Annotated in this window: 18 protein-coding genes; 1 reads left to right on the top strand and 17 read right to left on the bottom strand. The window is 48.7% G+C overall.

Annotated elements, in window-relative coordinates:
* Window positions 1-75: 75 nt before the first annotated feature.
* The 11 genes from acnB to I6L53_RS05280 form a co-directional block, all read right to left on the bottom strand.
* The gene (gene acnB, locus I6L53_RS05330) at window positions 76-2685 is read right to left on the bottom strand and encodes a bifunctional aconitate hydratase 2/2-methylisocitrate dehydratase (RefSeq protein WP_042325947.1); all 2610 of its coding nucleotides are present in this window, start codon (window positions 2683-2685) and stop codon (window positions 76-78) included.
* Between the two features lie 64 nt (window positions 2686-2749).
* Window positions 2750-3322, bottom strand: coding sequence for an RBBP9/YdeN family alpha/beta hydrolase (locus I6L53_RS05325; protein ID WP_042325949.1), 573 nt, complete (start codon window positions 3320-3322; stop codon window positions 2750-2752).
* A 31-nt stretch (window positions 3323-3353) separates the two neighbouring features.
* The gene (gene citG / locus I6L53_RS05320; RefSeq protein ID WP_042325951.1) at window positions 3354-4226 is read right to left on the bottom strand and encodes a triphosphoribosyl-dephospho-CoA synthase CitG; all 873 of its coding nucleotides are present in this window, start codon (window positions 4224-4226) and stop codon (window positions 3354-3356) included.
* Window positions 4201-4749, bottom strand: coding sequence for a citrate lyase holo-[acyl-carrier protein] synthase (citX, locus tag I6L53_RS05315; RefSeq protein WP_042325953.1), 549 nt, complete (start codon window positions 4747-4749; stop codon window positions 4201-4203). Before citX ends, citG begins: the two co-directional genes overlap by 26 nt.
* Entirely contained in the window at window positions 4746-6266 is a 1521-nt protein-coding gene (gene citF, locus I6L53_RS05310; RefSeq protein ID WP_042325955.1) for a citrate lyase subunit alpha, read from the bottom strand. Before citF ends, citX begins: the two co-directional genes overlap by 4 nt.
* A 33-nt stretch (window positions 6267-6299) precedes the next feature.
* Entirely contained in the window at window positions 6300-7175 is an 876-nt protein-coding gene (gene citE / locus I6L53_RS05305) for a citrate (pro-3S)-lyase subunit beta (RefSeq protein ID WP_042325957.1), read from the bottom strand.
* A complete protein-coding gene (citD, locus tag I6L53_RS05300) occupies window positions 7172-7465 on the bottom strand; it encodes a citrate lyase acyl carrier protein (RefSeq protein WP_042325959.1) in 294 nt (97 codons plus the stop codon). The genes citE and citD overlap by 4 nt, the downstream gene beginning before the upstream one ends.
* Before the next feature lie 24 nt (window positions 7466-7489).
* The gene (citC, locus tag I6L53_RS05295) at window positions 7490-8563 is read right to left on the bottom strand and encodes a [citrate (pro-3S)-lyase] ligase (RefSeq protein ID WP_042325961.1); all 1074 of its coding nucleotides are present in this window, start codon (window positions 8561-8563) and stop codon (window positions 7490-7492) included.
* Between the two features lie 59 nt (window positions 8564-8622).
* Window positions 8623-9486: a fumarylacetoacetate hydrolase family protein gene (locus I6L53_RS05290; protein ID WP_042325963.1), complete on the bottom strand. Its 864-nt coding sequence runs from the start codon at window positions 9484-9486 to the stop codon at window positions 8623-8625.
* A 70-nt stretch (window positions 9487-9556) separates the two neighbouring features.
* Window positions 9557-10804, bottom strand: a complete 1248-nt coding sequence (locus tag I6L53_RS05285; RefSeq protein ID WP_042325966.1) for an MFS transporter — start codon at window positions 10802-10804, stop codon at window positions 9557-9559.
* A gap of 86 nt (window positions 10805-10890) precedes the next feature.
* Entirely contained in the window at window positions 10891-11979 is a 1089-nt protein-coding gene (locus I6L53_RS05280) for a 4-oxalomesaconate tautomerase (RefSeq protein WP_217124963.1), read from the bottom strand.
* A gap of 158 nt (window positions 11980-12137) precedes the next feature.
* Here I6L53_RS05280 and I6L53_RS05275 point away from each other — a divergent pair, with 158 nt between their 5' ends.
* Window positions 12138-13064 carry a LysR family transcriptional regulator gene (locus I6L53_RS05275; protein ID WP_042325970.1) on the top strand — a complete coding sequence of 309 codons (927 nt, stop codon included), beginning with the start codon at window positions 12138-12140 and terminating at the stop codon, window positions 13062-13064.
* 195 nt (window positions 13065-13259) lie between these two features.
* Here I6L53_RS05275 and I6L53_RS05270 read toward each other — a convergent pair whose 3' ends face one another.
* The 6 genes from I6L53_RS05270 to I6L53_RS05245 all read right to left on the bottom strand — a co-directional run bounded on the left by I6L53_RS05270 (window position 13260) and on the right by I6L53_RS05245 (window position 22957).
* A complete protein-coding gene (locus I6L53_RS05270) occupies window positions 13260-13457 on the bottom strand; it encodes a hypothetical protein (protein ID WP_042325972.1) in 198 nt (65 codons plus the stop codon).
* 311 nt (window positions 13458-13768) lie between these two features.
* Window positions 13769-15565, bottom strand: coding sequence for an MZA anti-phage system associated AIPR family protein MzaE (gene mzaE, locus I6L53_RS05265; RefSeq protein WP_042325974.1), 1797 nt, complete (start codon window positions 15563-15565; stop codon window positions 13769-13771).
* Entirely contained in the window at window positions 15552-16580 is a 1029-nt protein-coding gene (gene mzaD / locus I6L53_RS05260; RefSeq protein WP_042325976.1) for an MZA anti-phage system associated PD-(D/E)XK motif protein MzaD, read from the bottom strand. The genes mzaE and mzaD overlap by 14 nt, the downstream gene beginning before the upstream one ends.
* Entirely contained in the window at window positions 16564-19422 is a 2859-nt protein-coding gene (gene mzaC, locus I6L53_RS05255; RefSeq protein ID WP_042325978.1) for an MZA anti-phage system associated Z1 domain-containing protein MzaC, read from the bottom strand. The genes mzaD and mzaC overlap by 17 nt, the downstream gene beginning before the upstream one ends.
* On the bottom strand, window positions 19419-20921 hold the full coding sequence (mzaB, locus tag I6L53_RS05250) for an MZA anti-phage system associated ATPase MzaB (RefSeq protein ID WP_042325980.1): 1503 nt from the start codon (window positions 20919-20921) through the stop codon (window positions 19419-19421). Before mzaB ends, mzaC begins: the two co-directional genes overlap by 4 nt.
* Window positions 20918-22957, bottom strand: coding sequence for a sigma-70 family RNA polymerase sigma factor (locus I6L53_RS05245; protein WP_042325982.1), 2040 nt, complete (start codon window positions 22955-22957; stop codon window positions 20918-20920). Before I6L53_RS05245 ends, mzaB begins: the two co-directional genes overlap by 4 nt.
* Window positions 22958-23247: the final 290 nt, after the last annotated feature.

Here is a 23247-nt window from a genome sequence, read left to right as displayed (position 1 = left end):
GCAGCAGAAGCTTCAGAGATAAAAAAGCCTCTGCTGTACTATGGTTCTGTAGCTATTGTTTAATTAAAAAAATAGTTAAATATTTTTAACGACGAACTTTTTAATAACATCCGTCTCATTAACCGTTGATTGATATTCTGGTAATCGATCAAAGTTCAAATAGCGATAAGTGTCATCACGGGTGTCATTGATTCTATCCATATGCCAGAAATATTGTTCAACCGTCGGCATTTTCCCAACAATCGCAGCCACAGCGCTCAGTTCGGCAGAAGCCAGAAAGACCTTAGCGTCGGTCCCCAGGCGATGGGGAAAATTTCGGGTTGATGTGGATACGACATGACTACCTTGCCGAACACGTGCCTGATTCCCCATGCACAGCGAGCACCCGGCGGGTTCAATTCTGGCACCGGATTTAATAAACTTATTGAAATATCCCTCGCTGGAAAGCTGTTGCGCATCCATTTTAGTTGGCGGAGCCAGCCAGAGTCTTACGGGAATTTCACTAGAATCTGAAATAATTTTACCCGCGGCGCGGAAATGACCAATATTCGTCATGCAGGAACCAATAAACACTTCCTCTATTGGTGAACGCGCTACTTCGGATAGCAGACGGGCATCATCCGGATCATTCGGTGCACAAACGATGGGTTCGGTAATTTCAGTCAGATCGATGTCAATCACTGCGGCATACTCAGCGTTTTTATCGGCAACCAGAAGCGACGGATTAGCCAGCCAGGTTTCAATTGCAGCAATGCGACGCTCAAGCGTTACTGCATTTTCGTAACCCTGACGAATCATCCAACGCAGCAGGGCAGCATTGGAGCGCAAGTATTCCGCTACGTTTTCTTCTTCAAGGCGAAGTACGCATGCAGCAGCAGAACGTTCTGCGGAGGCATCGGCCAGCTCGAAAGCCTGCTCCACTTTCAGCATACCGAGCCCCTCGATTTCAAGGATACGACCGGAGAAAATATTGATCTTGTTTTTTTTCTCAACCGTCAATAGACCTTGCTTGATGGCAAAGAACGGAATGGCATGAACCAGATCGCGCAAGGTAATCCCTTTTTGCATCTCACCTGTAAAACGGACCAGCACAGACTCTGGCATATCAAGCGGCATAATTCCGGTTGCCGCGGCAAACGCGACCAGACCGGAGCCCCCCGGGAAAGAGATTCCCAAAGGGAAACGCGTATGAGAGTCTGCCCCGGTTCCTACCGTATCCGGGACAAGCATACGGTTTAGCCAGGAGTGGATGATGCCATCACCCGGCTTTAGTGCAATGCCGTTCCGGCGAGTGATAAAATCAGGCAGCGTTTCATGCAGCTTCACATCGACCGGTTTGGGGTAGGCCGAGGTATGGCAAAAAGACTGCATAACCAAATCTGCCGAAAAACTCAGGCAGGCCAGGTCGGTAAGCTCATCGCGCGTCATCCCTCCAGTGGTATCCTGAGAACCGACCGTTGATACTTTCGGTTCACAGTACTGTCCCGGGCGGATCCCTTCAACACCGCACGCTCTTCCTACTATTTTCTGCGCCAGCGTAAAGCCGGCCGATGAAGGTGCCGGTGCCTTTGGCTGCCGGAAAGCATCGGAAGGAGGAAGTCCCAGCGATTCACGCGCCCTTGCTGTCAGGCTTCTGCCAATGATCAACGGAATACGCCCCCCGGCACGTACCTCATCAAGCAGCACATCTGTTTTCAATGAAAATGAGGTGATATACCGTTGACTGCCATTTTCGCGAATTTCACCCTGGTAAGGCCAGAGATCAATCAGCATTCCCGTTGATAGTCCGGAAACATCCATTTCTATCGGAAGCGCACCAGAATCCTCAAGCGTATTGAAAAATATAGGGGCAATATTTCCACCAAAAACGAATCCACCGTTTCGCTTATTTGGTACCCATGAAATGTCGTTACCAAGATGCCATAAAATGGAGTTAGTTGCCGATTTTCGGGAAGAGCCGGTGCCAACAACATCCCCGACGTAGACCAGCGGGTAGCCCTCCTTCTTCAGTTGCTCAAGTTGCTGAATTGGCCCGCGACATCCGGGTTCATCCGGATTCACGCCATCTCGCGGATTACTCAACATGGACAGCGCATGCAGAGGAATATCAGGACGTGACCATGCCTCAGGTGCTGGTGACAAATCATCTGTATTGGTTTCCCCTGTAACTTTAAATACTTTAAGCGTTATTTTTTCAGGTAGTTCTGGGCGGCGTAGAAACCATTCGGCATTTGCCCATGACTGAATTACGTTTTGCGCCCAGATATTGCCTTGCTTCGCTTTTTCTTCAACATCTTTAAATTTTTCAAAGATAAGAAGTGTAGTGCTTAATTGTTCCGCCGCACTTCTGGCCCATTTCGGATTATCCAGTAAATCAATAAGCGGCTGGATATTGTATCCACCCTGCATAGTCCCCAGCAACTCAATGGCCTGCTGAGGTGCAATAATATTCGCTGGGTTTTCTTCTTTTATTTGCTGATAAAGGAAATTCGCTTTCAGTTTCGCCGCAGGATCGACTCCCGGCGGTACGCGATGCGTCAGCAGTTCAATAAGCGTGTTTTTATTATCACTTCCCCCGCTAACCAAAGATATAATTAATGCTTCCGTTTGCTCTGCGGTTAAGGGTTTAGGCGGAATATTTTTTAACGCACGTTCTTGTACATGCTTGTAATAAGCTTTTAACATATGCTCTCCGGATCAGATATTACTTATCTGAATTGTGATCATGTAATAGGTAAATTAATTTTTGTTAAACCTGGTTTTTATTCTCGATCTTTAGGCCTTCCCCAAATTCCGCCAGTTGTTCGAGGCCATATTCCCACTCCCCGAATCCGGATTCCGTATTGATATGCCCAGCATCACCGATATCAATGACGTGTGCGCCCCAGCATTCGGCCCAAAACTGCGCACGTTTAAAAGACATTAACGGATCGTTTCGACTTGCGAACATGATGCTCGATGTATGCAATTTCTCAGGGAGTACCGCCTCGTCCAGTTCGAAGAGCGAAGGCTCCGCTGGCGCAACCATGACAATACCTGCGATATTCATTTTGTACGTCTGAACCAGGCGACATGAGGCCAGCGCGCCAAAACTGTGTCCAACCAGAATCGCCGGTAGATGACAGGTGGCTAACTCGCGACGGATTGCGCAGATCCAGGCGTCGATATCAGGCTCCAGCCAGTTTCGCTGGCTGATCCGCTTCCAGAAAGGAAAACGACGACCCCAGCAACTTTGCCAGTGATACTCATCACTGTCTCTCAGCCCTGGCACCAGAATGATTGTGAACATCTCACTCAGTTGTTCCAGACGTTGCGTAGTCATAACGTTGTCCTCTCCACATTCAATGCCCCCATCAGGCCGGATAATGCGAAAGTACCCAACCAACAGCAAGGAGGTCCGCACTACCGCCAGGGCTAATATTCTTTTTAATCAGTGCGTTATCCATATCCATCAACGCTTTTCTGAGCTTTTCGCCTGACAAGTTTTTTATGTTGAGCACTCTTTTTGCATAGCGCTGCACATATTTCAGGCCTTCCAGCCCACCCCGAAAAACCACATTGGTATCAGGATTGGTTGCCATCAAGGCCAGTAGCATCTTCAGTAGCGCATCCTGTTCAGATAACCCCTCCCGCAACGATTTTTCCCACTGCGGCAGTCCGTACTGCCTGACGGTGACAAATCCACTCTCGACCTCGCCACGTGCCCCAGTCATCCCAAACGATTGAAAAATATGTTCACCTTTGGTTTTTGCCTGCCCAGTTTTGCTAAGTTCATTGTCAACCAGGCCCGTACACATCGCACTGGTTTCCCGGCACAGATTGCTCTGACTGAGCGTTTTATTTTGTTTAAAAAGACGTCCCGCAGCGGCGCACAGTAGGCCAAGTGAAAAAATCCCACCTTTATGCGTATTTATGCCACCTGTAGCCTTGAACATCGCTTGTTCGCAGGCAAGACCTGTTGGCCTTATCGCCAGGAGAGTTTGAGAGGCTGGCAAATTCGCTGTGGCTTTCCCTTGCTCAAAAAAACGGGGAAACCAGGGAGTAACGGCGTGAATGCTGGCCATGAAGTGTGTGATAGTCATATCACGATGTGCGCCATTATTGTTGCTATCAACCAGCCCCGGCTTAGGTGTTAATTTCACCTCCCGGTACATCGCTTCAGCGGACAGCCAGGCGATGCTCTGCGACGGCTCAGCCTGCTTAACGTTGACGGCTAAAGTAGTCATAGGTTAAATCCTCAATAACTTGCGCAAGTTCATTCAGAGAATGGCGACGCATACGCGAGCAGACATGGGCAGGTTCATCGCAAATGAAGCACCTGCGCATAGGCTGATGTATTGCGCTGCGCTTGATTAAGCCGGATTTAGGGCAAAATACATCAATGTCCCACAAACGCCCGAGGGGATGGTTATCTTCCAGATGCGCCGTGACATGTTTTATCATCCAGGCTGGCGCTGATATGGACCAGAACGCCTCTGGCCCGGTAGGCTGGAAACGGATTTCGTGTCTGGAGACTTCCCACCGATGTTTTTGCAGCAACTGATTAAGGGCTTCTTTCGCCTCTGCCATCACCTGGCGGGCCAGGGGGGTATCTTTCACCTCTCCTGGCCAGACGAGCGTTGTTGAAATCACCGACTGCCCGAACCCGAGCAGCCACTCTTGTTGCAGACTTGCGCGCGCTTCTCTGGCTTTAAGGACATCCTCAAGCGTGAGGACCGCACATGATGCTTTTGTTGTTTCGCGGATCATTCTTTCACCTGCCTTACCACATCAATGACGCTACCATCGCGATAGCGCACAACGCCGACAATGCGGGACGTAAACTCGATAGATTTGGGTTCGCCAGAAATCACCAGAGCGCTCTGGTAGAGGGACTCGATATCAACAACCGGTAAACCGGCGGCAATCAGCTTCTCTTTGACTTCCGGGCGGGCAGGATTCACAGCAATACCATGGTCAGTGACCAATACGTCTATGCTTTCACCCGGGGTAACACGGGTCGTGACGTGCCTGACGACGGTAGGAATACGGCTGCGAATCAGTGGCGCGACCACGATAGTTAAATTAGCGGCTGCGGCAACATCGCAATGCCCGCCGGAAGCGCCGCGCATGACGCCATCGGAACCGGTCAGTACATTGACATTGAAATCCGTGTCAATTTCCAGCGCGCTTAAAATGACAATATCAACGCGATCGCAGCAGGCTGCTTTAGCAGCAGGATTGGCATAAACGCTGGTTGAGATTTCAACATGGTTCGGGTTTTTCGCAAGCGAAGCACCTGCGGCACCATCAAAACTTTGCGTGTCCAGCAGTTTGGTGATGAGTCCTTTTTCATGCAGATCCACAATGCTGCCGGTAATGCCACCTAAGGCAAATCTCGCAACAATATTCTGTTTGCGCATGCGTGATTCCAGAAATCGCGTGCAGGCCGTCGACGCGGCGCCAGAACCCGTTTGCAGTGAAAAACCATCACGGAAATAACCTGAATGCTCAATCACATCGGCGGCAGAGCGCGCAATCATTAATTCACGCGGATTGCTGGTCACGCGAGCGGCACCTACGCTGATTTTTGCCGGATCGCCCACACTGTCGATTTTGACAATGTAATCAACCTGATCCTGAATAATGCTGGCGGGCATATAGGGAAACGGTTCAATACTTTCCGTCAGCAACACCACCTTTTTGGCATATTTTGCATCGACCATGGCGTAGCCCAGCGAACCACACCGGGATTTGCCGCCGCTGCCGCTGGCATTGCCATACTCATCGCAGCAGGAGACGGCCAAAAAGGCGACATCAATAGTAATTTCACCTTTCTCAATCAAATTGACCCTGCCGCCATGCGAGTGGATCTGTACTGGTTCTTCCATCAGTCCATGTGAAATCGCATCGGCTAATTCACCGCGCATGCCTGACGTATAAATTTTGGTAATCACACCACTTTTAATATGTTCAATCAGTGGCGCGTTGCAGGTCATCAGAGAACTTGATGCCAGCGTCAATCCTTTTAAGCCTTTTTCCGCCAGTTTGGTCATAACGTAATTTATCACTTTATCACCCTCGCGGAAGGCGTGATGAAATGAAACGGTCATACCATCATGCAAATCGCAGCGGGCTAAAACGTCATCTACTGTGTCGAAAAGTTTGCGTTGATATTTTTGATGGGGATCAACGAGATAGGGGGTATGCGTATTGGCGCCGGTAAACAGCTCATAATTATGCTTGCTACCAGATATGTTATGAAGTGCTTCAGCTAAATGACTCATCGTTTAATCCTGTTGCTATAGGGTGAATGGAGATTACTGACGAACGCCGGAGGCATTTTTTCTATCAATAACCACACGGGCATGGTTAATGATCGGCGCATCAATCATTTTGCCGTTCAGTGAAATCACCCCAAGTCCATTACGTTCACCTTCTTCGGCTGCTGCGATTACACGTTCTGCATAATCAACTTCTTCCTGAGTTGGTGCGTATGCATTATGTAAAACATCGATTTGCCGCGGGTTTATCAGTGACTTGCCGTTAAAGCCCATACGCTTAATTAAATCGACTTCTTTTAAAAAACCAGCTTCATCGTTAATGTCAGCATAAACCACATCAAAAGCATCAATACCCGCTCCGCGAGCGGCATGTAATACTGCGCATCGCGCATAAAACAGCTCAGTGCCGTCTCCACGTTCTGTTTGCATATCCATGACATAATCAAACGCCGCTAGCGCAATTCCCATTAAGCGTTTAGACGATTTGGCGATAGCGACGGCATTAATAACGCCTACTGCAGATTCAATTGCCGCCATTAATTGCGTCGATCCGACCGGTCGACCGCAACTTTCTTCAATACGGACAATTTCACGCTCAAGCTGATAAATATCTTCCGGCGTATCCGTTTTGGGCAAACGGATAATATCAACACCCGCCCGTACTGCTGCCTCAAGATCTTTTAAACCAAAGGGGGTATTTAGCGGATTAATCCTGACGACTGTTTCAATATTTTTATACATGGGATGCTGTAGGGCATGAAAAACCAGCAGTCGGGCGCTATCTTTCTCTTTTAACGATACCGCATCCTCAAGATCAAACATGATTGAATCTGGTTTATAAATATAGGCTGTCGAAAGCATAGCGGCACTAGAACCAGGCAAAAAAAGCATACTGCGACGTAATTTTTTCATCTTAATTTTTCCCAAACAATTTCTTTACTGTCCGTTCCCCGGAGGATGGCAGCCTGCATTCTCGCCCGGATAACACAGTCCAGCGCACCTTTATCCTCAACGATAATTTGGCCCTGCGTAATGTTAAATGTGGAAAGCGTTTCGTTCACTACCGCAGTAATCTGTTCGCCAAATTGTTTGTATACTTCACTGTTAATGGTGACATCCAGCCCTTCCTCACAGGGACTAACTTTGACAACCAGGTCACTTGACTCCAGCGTCCCGATCATTGCCGTATTGACTATTTTCATATTCACTTCCTGAACAATTATTTATTAAGCACCTGCCAGTTCTGGATCTGGCTGTGTAGATTGATTTTGTGATAGCCATTTAAACAAATAAGGCATCGTAGTTGTTGGCACTCTGCTTTTAACAGCCTGAACGTCTCCTTTGTCTAATAATTTTCTGACTGCGGAGGCAGATATCGGAAAATTATTATCATCGGTCATTCTCTTAATCTCGTTAACTTTGATGCTGGCTGCTGGCATTGTCATTTCATCTTCCAGCCAGTGGTGCATTGCGCAGTTATATTGTGCTGTCACTTTGCAAAATGGTTCTGTGCCAACAAAACGCTGGTTAATATTTAAGGCTGGCGCGATGTAGCGCCGGAACATCATCAAATCAATGGCGGCATACACTTCATTAACGATTTGCTTTTCTTTGAGAAAATAACCAGGAAAAGTCCCGCGAGAAATAATATATTTTGACCCAGGATGAACAGTGATATTAGGTAAATGACACGAACCATCCTGAACCATGGCGAAGCGTTCCCGAAAGGAAAACGTGGACAAGTCCTCTTCGACGACAAAAACATGCAGCCAGTCACATGCTTTTGCAGCCTGCTCAATAAGATACTGGTGACCTAATGTGAATGGATTGGCATTCATGACAATCCCCCCCACATTTGCGGCCATCACCAGATGATGATTGCGTAATTGTCGGCAGTAACGATGGATCCCCACTGGCGTATTCTCCATTAGGGCCGCGCGGTTATCGAGGGTAACCAGGGGATAAAATCCGCCACCCTGAAATGACTTAACATTCTTCGGATGTGTCAGGAGAAAAAGTTGATGTTCTCCGTTCTGAATAGACTGCAATTCCGCTTCATGGATAATTTTCAGCCCCAGGGATGTCCCCCGCCACGCCCTCTCGACAGCAATGCATTTCAGCGTATTACCCGCAATACCAGCACAGGCAACCAAATGTCGGTCACAACGTGCAACCACAAACTGCCCGATATCTTCATCCATGCCCAATCCATTACGCTTTAAAAAGAGAACAATCTCCTCTCTTAGAGCGCCATTGCTAGTTTCAACTGTTTCGAATTCTAGCGGTTGGTCGGTAAGCATCTTATTTCTCCTGAAAATATCTTTTAGTTTTTCAACAAGGTTGTCCGAGCCACTGGTTATTACGAAGCCAGCAAGTCTCGCTGAGGCTGAGATTCCACAATCGTATTCGTTAAGCGCCCGATATTTTCAATTACCACTTCGACCCGATCGCCTTCGCGCATAAAAAGAGGAGGTGTTCGTTTTTTCCCGACGCCGCCAGGTGAACCTGTAATAATGACATCACCCGCGCCGAGGGTGGTGAAGGTACTGATATAGCTAATTAGGTCAGCGACTTTATGGATCATACTGGCCGTAGAATCATTCTGAACTAACATGCCATTCAGATATGTCTGGATAGAAAGAGTATGCGGATCAGGAATTTCATCAACGGTTGTCATGTAAGGACCGAATGCCCCCGTCTGACGCCAGTTTTTACCTGCTGTAAACCAGGCATGCTGCCAGTCGCGCACTGAACCATCCATATAGCAACTATAACCGGCAACATGAGTCAGGGCGTTGCTCGCATCGATATTGCTCCCCGACTTGCCAATAATAACGGCCAACTCTCCTTCATAATCAAATTCGTTTGATAAAGCGGGTTTAACAACGGGTGTTTCATGGCCGGTTTGCGAGTCAGGAAAGCGCACAAATAGGGTTGGTGCGCTGTTAGTTTCAGCGAACTCTTTACGCTTATCAGCATAATTCATACCCACGCAGAATATTTTCCCCGGTGCCTCAATCACTGGCAGGAAAGTAATATCCTCAGCCATGATATCAGCGTGGTTGTCAATATACTGCCTGGCAATGTCAATGGCATTCCACTGAAGGAGATCTTTCAGTGTTGGATATTGATGACCAATTTTATTGCCAAGATCAATAATACCGTTATCCGTAAAAATGCCGTAGCTTTTACGATCGCGATGGCAGTAGCTTGCTAATTTCATAGTGAAACCTGTTTTATCTTTTTCATATTCTTTTTTGTTCACGCCGCTTAGACGCGGCGTGAACGACGAGTTAATTATTTAAAGATTCAGCGGCAACCAGCGCTTTTCTTTCGCTGGAGGCTAAATAGGTTGCGACAATGGCCCCCACACCAAGTAAAGCGATGATGAACGCCGTCATCCCCTGCCAACCCATGGAGTGGAATATGAAACCGTTCACAAAACCGATAACCGACCCTCCCATGTAGTAGAAGAACAGATACAGTGCAACGGCCTGACCACGTGCCTGGGCGGCGTTTTTGCTGACCCAGCTCAGGCCGATGGAGTGACACCCAAAGAAGCAACCGGTGAAGATGACCGAACCAATGATAAAGGTGACAACGTTCGGGGTCAGTGTCAGCAGCATTCCCAGCGCCATCAGGATGAACAGCACCCGCAGGACGTTCATGCTGCCGTATTTGGCAGACAGACGCCCCGCCTGAGGTGCGGTAAAGAAACTCAGTGCGAAGCTAAACGACAGCAGTCCAGCATTAGCCGGGGAAATATGGAACGGTTCGCCCTTCAGGAAGAAGGCCAGGTAATTATAAAGGGACGTAAATACCCCAAAGATGATGAAGCTGATAACAAAGGCCAGAGCCAGTTTTTTATTTTTAAAATGTGCCGCGCCACCTTTTACTACACGCAGCACGTTCAGGTTCTGCGTAGGTGTAAATTTTTTAGATGCAGGCAGCAGGAAGTTTACCAGAATCGCCACAACAATCAGGCTGACAGCAAAACCGTAGAAAATGGTATTTATTGAAATATGTTCAATTAACTGACTGGCAATAATACGTCCAGACATACCGCCCATCGAGTTACCGAAGACAAAATAGCCTGTGACAACGCCTGCCACAACAGGTGCGACTTCTTCACTAATATAAGCCGTTGCCGCAGCGGCAATACCGCTGAGAGCAAGCCCGATAACTGCACGTAAAGCAACCAGCATTGCCCAGGATTCTACCAGCGGACACAGCAGGGTCAGGAAACCACCTAACAGCAGAGAGACAATAATTAATTTTTTTCGGCCATAATGGTCGGATAACGTGCCGGTAAATAAAAGTCCAATAGCCAGAAGCGCCGTTTCAGCAGAGAGAATAATGCTTACCTGACTGACCGGTACATCATATTCAACAGCCAGAATCGGCAATAGTGGCTGAATAAAGAAAAGCGAGGCTAATTCAGCCAATCCAGATAATGCCAGCGCAAGGATGACGCGAATATAGGTACTGGTCTTAGATGGGTCCGGACCGTTCAGATTCTTTACCGCATTAGTTATAGACATAATATCCTCAATATTATTTTTTTAGGTACAGAGTACAGTAGCTCCAGGGAGCTAAGGGTATTGTTGGATGCAATAATGAAATACTTTTAAACAACTTCTGTTAGAACATGTTCCGGAACACAAACAGTACCTTCAAAAAGCTTTCTGGAAGTTCGAATCACTGCCGCGCGAGTTTTCTCGATCTCATTTCCCTCTTTTAGCAATGAGACAGAAATTTTCCCGCTTGGGTGTTCAATATTAACGATATTGGTATAAGGTGCTTTGGGTTGTTCTGCGATAATCTTATACGCCACGGAGCCTTCAATAAGGGTGGCCGTTGAAATACCAATCGATCCGGTAATTGCCAGTGATTTATGGCAGTTGTGCGGCATAAAGTAGCGCACTCTGATCGTACCCCCCGCGCCCGGTTTACTCAGCAGAACCGGTTTGGGGATCACTTTATCGGTGACATCGCCAAATCCCATTGCGGCACCGGCCTGGCGGCGAATGTGTTCCAGTCGCGTCATAAATGCCCGATCCGTTTCAAGCTCTGCCGGAGTTTCACCACCCGTTTTTCCCATCTGCGTAGCATCCATCAGTACCATCGGCATCGCCATATCGATGCAGGTCACTTCGACACCATCAAAGAGGTCAACCGCGTTACCGGTAGGCAGCAATTTACCTGTCTTGCACCCCGCCGAGTTCAGGAATGTTAGACCCACAGGTGCTGCGGTGCCCGGGACGCCGTCAATGTGAGTATCGCCTTCATAATTGACATAAAAATCAGGTGTCTGCACTTCGGCATCAACCAGCGTACCGGTGTTGAGATTACGAATACGCACTGTCGTTATGGGGTTTTTTGCTTTCACAAGGCCTTTTTCAATCGCAAAAGGACCTACAGCACACAACATGTTTCCGCAGTTTGGTGTGGTATCGACACGGCGCTCATTAACCATAACTTGTACGAACAAATAGTCGACATCTGCATCAGGGCTGTCTGATGGACTCACGATCGCCACCTTGCTGGTCTGTGGGCTTCCACCACCAATACCATCAATTTCGAGTTCATGGCCTGCGCCCATCAGGCCAAGCAGCACCGCATCACGCTCCTCAATTTTTGTTGGTAAATCGCTGGCCAGAATAACCGGATCTTTGGAAGTACCACCACGCATCAGTACGCAAGGAATCTTTAACATTTTGTTTTCTCAATTTCGCCTGGTAGTTTGAACAACATCAGGATTTCATAACTGAATAAATAACTCTAATGTCAAAAAACGAATGATTAATACGCTTTGCGTATTAATAGACGTTAGGTTAGTGTGAGCATTACACGGTGTGTCAGGAGTGAAATCTCATGCAACATGAGCTACAAGGTATACAAGCATTTGTTAAGATTGCAGAAATCGGATGCTTTACAAGGGCATCACATTTCCTACACATTTCACAACCCGCATTAACACGCAGAATTAAAAAGCTTGAAGAGAGCCTGGGAACGGCCTTATTCGAACGGTCAACCCGAAATGTAAAACTCACAGCGGTTGGAAGAGAATTTCTACCTAAGGCAAAGAATTTAATCGATTTCTATGAAAGCTCGATCCTGAGCATTAAGGAAATGGCTACACACCAGAGCGGTGTCATCACTTTATCTTGCCTGCCTACAGCCGCCTTTTATTTTCTTCCTTCCGTCATAAGAGATTTTAACCACCATTATCCCAATATACGTATTCGAATCCTGGAGCACAGCGCAAGCGACTGTCTTGAAGCAGTATTAAACGGCGATGCTGATTTCGGCATAAATATGATAAACATCACACATCCTAATATCGATTTTACTCCCCTCGTGAACGAACCTTTCGTGCTGGCCTGCCGGCGTGACCATGAGTTAGCGCAAAAATCGTTGGTTCTTTGGGAAGATCTGGTTAATTTAAGACTCATTGGCGTAAGACGTTCAAGCGGTAATCGGTCGTTGATCGACCAGGCGTTTGAAGGCGTAGAGTGGAAGCCCAACTGGTTTTATGAAGTCAGACATCTGTCGACCTCGCTTGGCATGGTGGAAGCCGGACTTGGCGTTGCGGTGGTTCCCAGTCTGGCAATGCCAACAGATGAGCATCATATCCTTGTCAGCCGCCCACTGGTTGAACCCGTTATTCGTCGAACGTTAGGGCTCGTGCAACGCAGAGAGACGTCGCTGAGCCCAGCTGCAGAAAAGTTCAGAGAGATGCTTTTACAACTTTGGTCCCAGGACGCAAATAGCCCATGGATTGGAAAATTTACAACATAAGCCAGTGTTACACTCCGTATTCTTTACATTGTATGCACGGGTTAATCCAGGCTTGTGCTGTTTTTTCATTGCAGAAATAGATTCTGCTGTCATGGGGTCAGTCCAAATTGGTGATATCAGTGTTACTGAGATTAAAGCTCAAACTCTGGTTCAGGTAATTCAACTGGTGCAAAGCAGACGCACACTAAAGTGAAGTTATTTCGGATTTTTGTCATTATCGTTGTGCGATGCAACATCCACTAAACCTTTTTCCGGGTCGAGAAAAAAGCATTGAGTTCTTGATGACTGCGACTGAGACGCCGCTTCACATTCAAGGCGGCTACTGAAAACACCGATAACTTCACTTTTTTCACCGTTACCTGCAAGCGAGAAGATTAATGCCAGGGCGTACATAATTCATCCTTGATTGAGTAAACGCAAAAATTCCGATAAAAATAAGATTAGTCCTTAAAGTTGAGTAAAGGCAACACATAACTCTTGGTCATATTCTTAAAATGCATGGTTAATGCATTATTCGAATGCTAAATATCACAAAAAAGCAAAACCCCGCCGGCGCGAGGTTTTTGCGAATAATTAACGTTGGATTCAAGCTGTTTTTGTTAATCGTATGTCAATGTTGTGCCATGACTCATCCGGGTACATCAGCCACCGCAGGCAGCACGCAATCCCCGCATAGTGCGTTGATACTGAACTCAGTGCGCAATTCAGTCATGCGAGAGGTCATCCGTTTTTCCCTGGGCGGAGAAATAGATTTTACTGCGCACAAACTCCCAGCATTCAGGCTTCTTCGCCCATTCCGAAATCATTCTGCCGTTCGCCGATTCAGTCAGAAGACTATTCACCCGGTGAGCTAAACTGACAAGTCGGTTACCCATTGTCTCCCCAATCCCTTGCTGATTCCAGATTTCTGCCAGGTCCGTTTGTTTGCCATAAAGGTGTGAATAGGCAGCCACGGTATAGGCGGCGATATTAGCCTTAAACGCGGGAAAAAGTGAATTAATCAGCTTATACGCTTTTTTATAGATAATGGCCTGTGCTATGTAATGTTTAAAACGCTCAATACTCAGTTCATCACCATAATGTTCACTATCCTTATCGATCATCGTCATTAATGCGGCAAAGTTCTTCTGCCCACCGAGACTGACTAAATCCGGGCGCTGGAGCCACGCGCAATGATATTTTGCAAAATCAGTTTTCGTTATTCGACGGGAGGAAGGAATAGCATCTTTTAACCGTTTGATACCCGCCGGGGTTTTACCTTCTCGTTCCAGCATAACCTTATAGCTGCCATTTGCCCGCTCGTAAAACCAGCGACTGTAGCCATCCGGGCAATAGACTGTATTTGCCATTTTTTCCAGTTGTACATGGACAGGTCGATTGGCTGACAGATCGGAAATATTGACTTTATTCTGGCTATTCGAGAAACGTGAAATATCCGCTATTAACATCTCTTCCTGCGCATTATTCGTCTGTTTCAGCACGATGACTTTTGCGGGTACACGCACGTTACGCAGATTTGTTGCCGGAAATTTCTTTTTGGTGAAAAACATGGAGGCCGTGGTCTGCCCACCGTTAACGATCTGCATCCCCTGCATCCACGCAATGCCTGGCCCACCTCCCGGAGCTTCGCCAAGCCTGACCTGATCGGCAACAATAACGATACCGTTGTTATAAGCCATAAAACGTTCAGGCTGTTCACGTAAAGTGTCGCGAATCCCCTTATTGACTTTCCCCGTCTGGCTCAGAAATGAGCGAACGTTCGCTTCCAGAATGCGGTTGCCATACTTTTCATAGATAAATCGCAGCGTCTCTCCAGGAACAACCGTCAGCGCATAATCATACTCACCCATTTCATCCGGGATCCAGACACAAGGGAGCGCGCCCCCCGCCACATCGTCAAAATTAACCTGCAGCTCATCACGCGGCTTGCCTTCCTGCCAGTGATTAAACAGTCGGACAATGTCCATTACCTCTAATTTAATGGTCTTACCCGCCACATCACGAGTCTGGTACCAACGGGTTTTCACTTGACCATCGGTCAGTACGTAAATTCTGATTTGTTCCAGTTCCGTATAGGACTGTTCGATGGTCGTCACCAGTTGCCAGGCATCATTGGACTGATCCAGCGTGGAGGATAATTTACCGTCAATACACTTCTGCAAGAATTGAATACAGTGGCTTGCGATCGCTTTTGTGTCTGCATCCGGTACGTGACAAAGCTCATCGCCGCCGTGATAAATGCTGACGAAGAGATCAAGCTGATCGCCATCTTCTGAGAAGGCAAAACCGCTGAGACGCACGTTGTGTCCACTGACTTTCGCCATAAAGTGACACGTCTGCGCATCGTCAAATGTCATTCCAATGTCGGCCATATGACGCATGACGATATCGGTAAAAATCAGCTCAGGAAAAGGCGACTCAACGCCAGGCTGAGCCATCTGGTCTTGATATTCTTTGCGAATTTCATTCTGTGTCTGACGTAAAAAATCAATAAGTTCCATGCGGTAATCCTGCGAAATCTGACAAGCAATGGTTAAAATTTTGAGCCTGAGGAATAAGTGTCTGAAGTTCGAGCTGATAGCACGCCCCCACCACCGGCAACGGGACATTCGCATGTGTCAAAGAGGGGAACCCCTCTTCAATGGGGAGTGCGAACGCCTCTGTCAGCAAGAAATGACGCGTATAGAACTCAGCATGCTCGCTGAAATAACCGACGTGACAAAGCGATCCCTCGAAAAGACAAGCCGCCTGAGCGTTCCCCTCAAACCGCTGACGAAGACGGTTAACGATGTCATTCAGGGTATCTCCAGTGGGATGCTCGCTGAAGCGTAAACCGCACAACACGAGCGAGCCTGGCCGTTGCCAGTCCAGTTGTTCAAGAGAGTGGATAGTTACGCAAAAACCCTGCTCTGCCGTGGTGCTTTTTATCTCAATGGCTTGTTCATGTCGTTCAAAATCCTGCAGGCCGTGCTGCGGTCCTACCCAGGCTTCGACTGCCGTTGAAGACTCAAGACCGGTCTCGATCAATCGTTCCAGACACGTCAGTTCGCCGATTAACCCCACCTCTTCTTCATGACGGAGCGGACGGGTATCTCGCTCCATAAAAGCCTGCCAAAGACGAATACGGCGGAGCAGCGTTTCAAACAGGCGTAGCTCAGAAACGCTCAGGAGCGAATGGAGAATATCCAGAATCATCGTCGTAAAGACATCCGCATTCCCCGTTTGCTGACGGCGGATCATCAAACCGTTCAGCTTCCCCCCTTCTGTTCCGGTCATCTCGACGCGAAATCCTTTACAGGACGGCAGCGCCGTCGACCCCGGCGAAAGCGTATAGGGGAAGACGACAATCAGCATTTCTTCATTATCTGGCTGACGACGTCCGGCATGAAAATCACAGTTCTGGTGCGTAAAAAGCCTGATGCCACGCCAGCCCTGAGCACCGGGTTGCTCGTCAATCCGGGATCGATCCAGGGCTTTCCATGCCGCCAGCAAATCGTCTTTACTCAGCCGAACCATACTCTTGCTCCCACAGGACGTTGTTCACTTTGTATTCCACCGTAACCCCACTTCGGCTTCCCGGAAAACTGATGCCAAACGCAACAACAGGTAAGGCATCAGCCTTATATTCCGTTGCGGACATCGCCTGCTGCGGGTCCAGTAAGTAAATGAGCAATAGCCCTTTTTGACGCTGCGGCGGGAGGTCATTTATGCCGAATCCTTTGATCCGGCGTAGCACCACGCCACCTGGAATGACCGGCTCCTCCCGCCCTTCATTTCGTCCGGGATCGGCATGAAAAATGCGCTGCGTTTCCTTCAGCGCGGCAAGCCAGGTCGATTCATCGCAGTCAATTCCCTCGTCGCGTGGGGAAAGCAAACGGCCAATGGAATAGCGGTCAGTCACCCCCTCGGAGGCTTTACGCATCATCAGCCGTACAGGGAAACCACTCACATCGTGATGACGGTCGACGCCGCCCCCCACTACCGCCACCGTCCATTGTGTGAGTTCATCAACGCGATTCATCCGTGTGATAAAGTCAGCCAGCAATTTACTGTTAGCTTTTCTGGCCTGCGAGTGGGTCTCATATTCTGTTAAGAAATCAATGACCGGCTCTGGAGAGACGTTTTGCCAAATGACCCCGTTCCATTTTTCAATCTTATCTCCGCGTCGCCTCTCCGGAATCGGTACGCCAGAGCCAATACGCCCGGTCAGGCGCTGGAAAGCATCGTGGTTGCGCTTGTGGTACTCAGGTTCTTTAAACAACGAAATTGTTTCGACCACCGTGCCACTGAACGAGAGCCATAGCGAACGCGCGCTGCGCATTTTTAGGGGTGATGTGACCATTAATACGGGGTGTGATTTCACTTTCAGCCCAAAATCACGCGGTGTTCCGCCGCTGGCGACCATATTGTCAAACTCTTCCCTCAGCTCTTCCGACGCATCGGCAATATGTTCAAACCATTCAATCAGCTCATCGGTGGTATACAGTCGACATACGTCCAGATATCCCTGGCGATAGCCAAACCAACGCCCCATCTGCATTAACGTGTCATACATGCGGGAAGCACGTAAAAAATAACTGGTGCATAATCCCTCAAGCGTTAACCCTCGGGCCAGTTTGTCTCCGCCAATGGCAATAACTTTTAAGCCTGTCGCACTGTCTGAATAATCAAGCGCATCTTTCGCCGTTCCGTTTATCATTCGTACCGACACGTTTTCAATAACGGTATAAAGTTTGTCTGCGATCTCCCGCCATGCGAAGGCGTCTTCCGGGACCTGCTGCGGCATAACCTCGCGGATCGCCTCACTGGTCGGCAAAAAATCGGTCTGCCACAGTGACTCAAGCTGGGTCAGAAAAGGCTCATGTCCAATCCTTCGCGTCAGTCGCTGTCTCACATCCTGAATGTAGGCATCAATGTGTTCATAAACGACCGATTGCACTTTATTGAAACGGGTCACATGGACCAGCATTGAACTGTGTTTGTCTCCCTGACCGCGTAATTCTCTGACGCAGCACGCCAGTAAAAAGCTGTCGATGGCGTGTTTTAACGAGTCCGGGAAATGGGTTAGCGTATCCAGCGTGGGATAGTGCGAACTCTTATGAGAAACCGGCATCCACCCTCTTTTACCGTCATCGCTACAATGATCGCCCACTCGCCGGATCAAAGGCAGATCTCCGGTCCGACCTTCCGCAGTGGCCCGACCAAATACCCTCGCCGGACCGATGTAGTTCGAGGGGGCGCCGAGATTAATAATAAAGGCAGAAGGGAACAGGTCCGGGCCTTCATCCCGAGTTTCATTGCTTTCGTGAATAAAAATGTTGGCAAAGGGGGTGGCGGTATACCCGACGTAAGCCTTACGGCTGAACTGCATCAACAGTTTACGAATCAGGCTATTGATTGCCGTTGGCTGATGTTCAGCGTCCGGTTTTCCATCATCATCGTAAACAATTTCCCCCGTATCCACTGAAGCGTTATCCGCTTCATCATCTATCATCAACAGCGGTAATTCCGAGACAAACCGCTTTCCTGTGACAGGATCAACGCTGGTTGCAACATGGTTTTCAATCCAGGTATGCAGACGCTTCAAAATAGACTTATTCTTCTTAACCACGAACAGCCAGGGACGTTGTTCAGGGGTGATCCCCAGATTCTTAGCTACGCCAGCACTGAAGTCGCCTTTTTCAGATCGGTTAGTGACGTAATTGGGACGAATAATGGGATCACTATCGATATCACCGACCCCAATAATGGTCACTTTTTCTCTGAGTGGGCTTGTCTCGTAGCCAAGGAATCCTTCATCAAGGCGCATTTGAGTCTGTGAGCGAAGGTTGTTATGCAAACCGGCCAGCACAATGATTATCTTATATCCTGCATCCGCCGCCTTACAGATTAGCCCGGTATAGTGGCTGGTTTTCCCCGACTGAACATGCCCGACCACCAAACCTCGCCTGTCCCAGCGCCCTTCTCGCCCCGGTTGTTCGAGTAATCCCAGAACACGATCCGTTGAACGATCAAGGGTATCCAGAACCCCCCAGGGCATCGTTTTGCCAAGCCATTGGCGATATCGATGCCAGTAGCGCCACTCTCGCTTCACCTCAGCGGTCAGCCAGGGCTGGTGTCCTTCATCGTTACTCAGAGACGTATCTTCCCCCATCCAGATGCTATAACGGCGGATCAACTCTTCGACCAGAATCTCCCGGTTATCAAGGCGGTTCCATTCCGGTTTCATCTGACAAACCATATCAATATGTTGGCGCAAAACACCGGGAGTGATAGTGCTTTTATCCTGGCCTTGCAGGAACGTTTGAACAATCTGCAATACACTCAGTTGCATGTCATCCAGGGGATTCAGACTCATAGCGATATCTCTTGTTGATCGTCGGGGAGTTGTGCAATTAATTCGGGATAATTATCAAAAGGTTCCATATTTTGCAGATGCTTTTTTGCCAGCGCCGACGACATCGCCTGCTGACCAATCATGGTCTGGTACATGACCTGCAAAACGGAAAATACTTCTGCTGGGGGAGCAGTCTCAAAACCTGTTCGCGGCGTCTCTTTTGTCTCAGCCGTATCAAGCCAGATTTGCTGAACCGGAACGGTTTCCTCAATGAGTCTTAGCATGGCCTGAATTTGCGGGGATAACTCACCGGCCTGGGAAAGGACATTGCTGATGACAGGATGTTGTAACGAAATCTGGTAACGGACACCCGATGATGTCTTCTGCGCCTGCCAGAGATGAACGAGTTCCTCGCCTGGTTTGCGCTTATTCATTTTCCCGCGTTTTGCAAATGTGCGTACCGCGCGATCGCGAGTTGATTGCGCCAGTTGGGTTAACCAGGGACGTAGCGAAACCGGCGGGCGCGCCATAGATTTACGAATATCAATCTTCCAGTCGATATCGGCATCATTAGGAATATCCAGACGGATCCGGGCGAGACGGTGGGTTTCATCTTTAGTCCAGGCCCTGGGGCTACCGAGTCCAAGCCAATTTCCAGCCACCAGCAATCGCTCATTTCGGTATACATAGAATCCTTGCTGAGCCGTCCACCCCGCAGGTCCTTGAGCCTGTTGATACTCCTGAATCGTCAGATGGTCCTGATGCGGAAGGACGTGGCATTCCACCTTCACGGCGGGGGCGCCGGGCGCCATTGCCGTGGGTGAATGCCAGGGTTTGGAAGGGTGCCCAGCAAGAAAAGGATCCCAGGCTTTAATTTTGCGCCCATTGAGCGTGAGAGTGAGTCGGGGAGAACCCCCTTCAAGAAATCGATGAAACACCATTCCCAGGTGTTGTTCAACGCCATCAATCAGATTGAGGAAATCTTTTTCACCGTAGCCGGGCGTGACAATTCGGTCTAAAACTTCCCACAGCACCACCGTACCGTGGGTCTCAGGTTCTGCGTTCGCTAATGCCGCCTGACTTCCAGGATCCGCGCCTTCAAGTAAATACCAACCGTCATCCGTACTTGCAGCCAGAATATCCAGATCCCATCGCAGGACATTCGTTATCCCCTCTTTTTTGGAGGAGACCGTCAGACGGCGGCATTGCGAAAAAGATGCCGTTTTTAAGCCAAGGCCAAAGCGACCCAGATCGTGTCCTGAACGCTGTGTCAGCGGATTTTTTACACCCAGACGCATTGCAACATCCAGTTCAGTGGCCGACATGCCGCATCCGTTATCCCGAACCACAATATAGCTCTCCATCCCTTGCCAGTGGAAAGTCAGTTCGACCTTACGGGCTCCAGCACTAACACTGTTGTCGATAATGTCGGCAAGGGCGGTTGCGGTGTTGTAGCCCAGCCCTCGCAGGGCTTCGATCATAATCGCCGCATTCGGTGGCGCATGGCGCATTGTGCTCATTCTTCTTCTTCCTGCGTATCGCTCAACGCGGTTTCCCATTGTTCGACGAAGTCGCCTAATTTTGACGCGCGGCTGTAATGGCGCAGCTTACGGAGCGCTTTGGCTTCTATCTGACGTATTCTTTCTCGTGTGACATCAAACTGTTTGCCAACTTCTTCAAGGGTGAAATCTTGCGTCATGCCGATACCAAAACGCATTTTTATGATCTGTGTTTCGCGTGGCAAAAGCGTATCCAGAACCGATGAAATACTTTCTCTTAGCTCCAGAGACTGAACAGGAGCACTGGTGAAATCCTTTCCGGTCAGGATCGCATCCCCAGACAACGCGTCGTTGTTGTCCAGAGCGTCGTCATGAAAATCGCCAATCAACGCCGTTTGCTCTTCATATTTTGCCATCCGAAGAACCTGATATTCTGGCAGTTCGGTCAATTCACTTATCCGCCTGGCAGTGGGCGTTATCCCCTGGCGATACAGCAACTGATCCCGACTGTTTCGCCAGCGCTTAAATTGCTCATAGAAGTGAACGGGTAAACGAATGAGTTGTGCCTGATCGGCTATCGCACGGGAGATCTTCTGGCGGATCCACCAGGTGGCATACGTGGAGAATTTGAATCCACGTCGATAGTCAAATTTCTCAACGGCTTTGATCAAGCCCAGATTTCCTTCCTGGATCAGGTCCTCTGCATCTAATCCTCGTCCGCGGTATTTATTCGCGATAGCCACGACCAGACGCAAGTTAGCGTGAATCAACCCCTCCCAGGCCTCTCTGTAACTGCTGACATACAGACTCATTTTTAAGGATTCATCAGGCGTGAACGTTCGGGCGCGCTCGACGAGTTGTTGCAGTTCAGCATACTCCGGGCGAGGGATATGGTTATCCAGGTACTCTTCTGCTTTCCCACTTCGCATAAGAAATAGCAGATCGGTAAAGCTAATGGTTTCATCCTCATCGGATGCGGAAGGCATTTCCTCTTCCGCCTCTTCCACGTCATCATCTTCTTCAGAAATCTCAGGCGTTGACGCAGGAAGGCGATTCGGATGCAGCAACTGAAGATATTCAGCCTCAGGTAAACCCGCCAGGATCTTCATCAAATTGATAAGCGCGGTGTCCATGCGCTGCCCAAGCCGTTCTTCTTTTGTTTTATCAACGACATCCCATTGGCGGATGTCCACCAGATAATTTTCAAAAATACCGAACTGCCGCAATGCGCTGAAAGCATCAAACCAGGGCTCAAGGCGATCGCTACCCGCTAATGTTACGGGTGCCGCGTCTGGCGGGATAACGTCATCACCCTCCACGATCAAGGGTAAGTCTCTGATCAATGCCTCAACACTGGCCTGAAATTCAGGCCACTGCATACCAAAATCCTCTTCTCCGGCAAGACGGATGTCACGCGCAAAGATACGCCCCGTATCCAGTGCGCAAGTGAGCAACGTTGAGAGATGAGGATAATGTTGCGGGGAGTGAGAAACTGGCGTCGGGGGGTCAGGAAGCGTGAGTTCGATATCGTTCCATTCGGCTGAATCATCTTTCGGACGATAGCGGGATAATAATTGCTGGGCTTCAGCAGAAGCGTGCCTTAACGTCAGATTATCTTCAGCAGGCTTCGATTCGACTTCGGCTTCCCACAGCATGAAATCCATCGTGACTTCCGCTTCAGGTGGTTCTGTTTCTACTTCGACTTCTGTTGCGGAATCATCGACTGGAACCACTCCTGGTTCCTGTTCGGCAAGTGGAAGAGGATGCCGATAACTGGCCAACAGCTCAAGCAGCTTTTGCCCCTGCGCGAGGTCACTGGCACAAACCCCGAGGTTGTTTTGATGTTCAACATCGACACCTGCGCGCAACAACATTTCGCAAATAGCGAAGTGTCCATGCTGGGCAGCAATCATCAACGGGCTATTTCCCAGAGAGTCTCGCGAATCTTTAGGTAATCCTCTGCTGAGATGAAACTCCACCACGGAGGAAACTCCGCTTTTTAGCGCCCGAATAAGCAAAGGCGGAATGCGATAAAACTCAGAAGCAGTGCGATGCATGTTGACAGTCTTTCCTTGTAAACCACACCCGCGGAAATGCAATCTATCTTATAGGCAGAAAATCGAATTTGGTACTGTATAAAAATAACCTATCATTTTAGGTGATCTCCATCATCAATTGTCGAGATAGGCTAACGCTGTGTTTAATGTCAATATTAACCTTTAGACGTTAAAGTAACCGCCTGGAAAAAATAGCGTTATCAGGTCAATACATCTTGTTGATAAAACGATTTTCCCTCTATACACGCCGTGCTTTATTCCTGTGGCTGCCTAAAAATCACTCACCATCA

It is taken from the genome of Citrobacter farmeri, assembly GCF_019048065.1.
GTDB classification, from domain to species: domain Bacteria; phylum Pseudomonadota; class Gammaproteobacteria; order Enterobacterales; family Enterobacteriaceae; genus Citrobacter_A; species Citrobacter_A farmeri.
Note: the sequence above shows the minus strand (reverse complement) of the source record. Positions and strands in the feature narration are given on the sequence as shown.